This window comes from Cyanobium sp. NIVA-CYA 375 (genome assembly GCF_056108345.1).
Genome location: NZ_JBSYHW010000135.1, coordinates 1 through 3,443, shown reverse-complemented (window position 1 = coordinate 3,443; position 3,443 = coordinate 1). Strand labels below are relative to the sequence as shown.

Below are 3,443 nucleotides of genomic sequence, written 5' to 3'. Positions count from 1 at the left end.
CTCGTGGCAACAGAGGTGCTCCACCGAAGCACACAGAAGCTGCGATGTGATTCATGAGTCATTAAATAACAAAAGCGAATCAGTCTATGATGTTATGTTTGAAGGCCCAGTATCTCATTTAAACTATGGTTGCATTTGGGATTTACTATGCACTGTTTCAGTCAACGGATTTGAAGTTGTTACTGGATATGGACTTGACCGGTCGATGTGGAATCTGGAACGAGCCCAGCATGTTGATAGCGTAAAGACTGGAGACATGGTGGAAGTTCATTGCGGGATTCCTCGTACAACGTTCACGGCAAACTACGATAAGTTGATTGATCAGGTTGTCAATATTGAGGGAGGGCTATTCACGTCGAATCCAATGACTTCTTGCAGACTCTATGGAAATAAGTGGTATTACCTAAAAGATGTCTCGCATAATCGACTTCAATATTTACTACCATCAGGAAAAAGCCGCCAAAGAGACGGATGGACGCGTGAAGCCCATGTCGATTCGTGGTTAAGTCGCCAGACTCATAAAGTGCATCTCGGTGACATTCAGGCAACCAGTCCGACATTGCAAGAGAACTGGAGATAGAGGAGGAAGTTTAAATCCAGGTTCTTGAGAGCCCACCAAGACTCGGTACTCTCCAAGCCAATCTTTCTTGTCAACTTTCCACCCATAGACGTTGTCACGCAGCCGATGATATTCTCAACGCAGGCCATGCTGGCCGACTTAATACCATTAAAATCCTAGACTACGTTGCCAAGTGGATGATTGCGCGCGACTTATTCGCGGATCAGACCTTCGAAACCCGTGAGATGGAAGATCCTAAAAGCTGCAACTGAATAAGCCAAGCCAGCACAGACATAGACATAGACATAGACATGTTTATTTACTGATTTTTGGAGACATGGAAGCATCTGGCCGTCGTGATAATTAGCAGGAGTTACAGCCTGTCGGCGAGTGAAGCCATGGTGGACATCGACAGAGGCACTATTCTTGCATCCATAGTAACTTATGCAATTCATGTAGACTCAGAGAGCATCTAAATGCCTCTGCTGGAATCGATTTAGATTCTCATCTCAACCTTCTGGCTGCCTCCCGGCTTAGATTTCATTGGTCTATTCTAAGGTAGTGCGTTGCTAGGGAACCGGGACGAGAGTCGCAGTGATGATCTAACCGCCACGCGTTTGGCGACCCTGGGATCGGAGATTTGGCTCAAACATCTCAAAGATATACTCAATCACTTCAGCCTTTCTAAGCTTCACTCAAAAGAAGGCGACTATGGTGGCATAGGGAATGCTGTTAATTAGGGCCTCCTGAGAAAGTGAATTCGGGATCAGCCTCAACGAAAAAAGGGACTTACTTGAGCCCGCAGCCCGATCGTTACGCAGTAGCTATCTGAGGCTTCAGTGGCACAGTGCGACTACTACGATCGCCTTCTTTGACCAGGAGAAGGCATAGCAAGGCCGCAAAAAAGATAAAAAGAAGCTCCAACAGCTTCACGAGGTTCATCACAAGTACAGTCAGTGCAATGGTCGCACCTTGGGTGACAGCGAGCTTCTCGCGGATCAGACCCAATCCAAACCGTCGTTTGCCCTGACCGATCTTTCCCTCGACGGCATTGCGTTGTCTCTGATCATCCAGGAATTGGCGCTTCTCTTCAGCCAATAACTCTGGATGACTCTTGGGGCGTCCCAGTCGCGGGCCACTCAAGCGAATGCCATGCCGCAGGCAGAATGCTCGATTGGCGCGAGTTCTATAGATCTGATCTGCACAGATAACCTTCGGGTAGTGGCCATGACGGCGGCGATAAGCCCTCGCTTGGCCTTTCAGGTCTTCTCCTTCGTTGTAGGGATCAAAGCTGAGTCGATCGAGAAACGTAAAGCCTTCACCTGTCACCGAGATGGAGATCTTTGCTCCAAACTCAACGTTGCATCGTGCCTTACCACGCACGATTGGCCTGACATGAGCCTGGCTGAGGCTGACAATGCGATCAGGGATACTTCTGCTATCAGAGTGGTAAAGAATGTTCTGCTGACGGACCAGCTCGCTGACAACCAAGAGCTTCTGGTAGGCATATCGCCCAGCCGCCAAAAGGCTTGCACCACAAACGATTAGGGTGTCGATACTGGCCAGATTACGCCTGAGATGCCCAAGCTGTTGCTTAATCGCTTTGCGGATTTTATTGATTCGTGGTCGCTTTTTCTTGGCTACAGCCAGAAACTGCTGTTTGGCTTGTTCACGGTGAGTGCGAGGCTTATGGCCAAAGGCATCTCTGACCTGTGAATGCATCACATCGATCAGCATCTCGGTCATCTCTCGGGCTTCATTGAGCAGAGAGAGATCTGTTGGGTGACGGATATCTGCCGGAGCACATGTTGCATCAATCAGCAATGAGCCCTGATTGGGCTCTATTGTGTCGGATCCAATCCGCTGATCACCTGCGCGGCCGGCCCCACCTCCATGGCTGCTGTCGTCATCGTGACCAGTAGCTGCGAAAGAATGGATCACATTCAGACCATGACGCACGATTCGTTCATTGCAGTCATTCACCACCGATTCCGGCAGCCGTTTCCGGAAGTACACCATCATCGATGGATCAAACGGCGCTGAATACTGATAGCTCTCTAGGCCAATGAAGAACTGGAGATAGGGATTCTCCTTGATCTGCTCAACGAGCTCTTCATCCGTGAGCCCCAAGCGGGCTTTGATGATCAAAGCCCCCAGAGCCATGCGAAATGGCTTGGCGGGAGCACCAAAACCTTTGCAGAACTGGGCTGCATAGTCATCTTCCAGTTCGTCCCATGGGATCAAATCGGCCAACTTGATCCAGCGGTTATCACCTGAGAGTTGGCCACCAAATGGCAGAAAGAAATCCTGCAACGAGAGCTGATCACGATGCTCGCGCCGATACATGTGGAAAACTTTGAGCAGCTTTTGGGCGCAAATGGACCCATTTGCGTACATTTTACCGCCAGAAACTGCTCATATCCATTGCGGCGTAACTGGTTTGCCCTTCTTCAGGAGGCCCTAATTACTTACAGCACGCTCAACTCTTAAAAAGAGCACATGTCGATTACCTGAAATTCAAACTCATCATGGCTGAGGATGAAAAGCTGCTTGAGATTGAGCAGATTGAAAAAGATCAGCAGGTTAATCCTCGTGCACACTGCATTGCTTTGACGCTCCTGGGTGTAGCCCATTTTAAGGAGTGACGAAATGATTCCAATTTGATTGATTCACTCAGCCACTCGAGGACTGACTTTTACACCTAAACCTTGGCCGCGCCTTGATTTTCTTCCCAAAAGCTTTGTCTATTCCACAGAACTCGCCAATACAGGCAGTGAGACTATGATTTAACGAGAATCACCATCAGGGAGTATTCTGATTTTTCGAAGTACCCTAGAGCGTACTTGCAGATCAGATCGGCGAGTGCTTTTTGGGCCGACATAAT

General features: G+C 48.9%; 2 protein-coding genes. One reads left to right on the top strand and one right to left on the bottom strand.

The genetic code is table 11. The features are described from left to right. On the top strand, positions 1 to 580 hold a 580-nt coding region (locus AC01FP_RS16555), incomplete at its 5' end, for a hypothetical protein (RefSeq protein WP_474481765.1). A gap of 792 nt (positions 581 to 1,372) precedes the next feature. Here AC01FP_RS16555 and AC01FP_RS16550 read toward each other — a convergent pair. Further along, complete coding sequence (locus tag AC01FP_RS16550) at positions 1,373 to 2,905, bottom strand: IS5 family transposase (RefSeq protein WP_474481764.1); 1,533 nt, start codon at positions 2,903 to 2,905, stop codon at positions 1,373 to 1,375. Positions 2,906 to 3,443 lie beyond the last annotated feature (538 nt).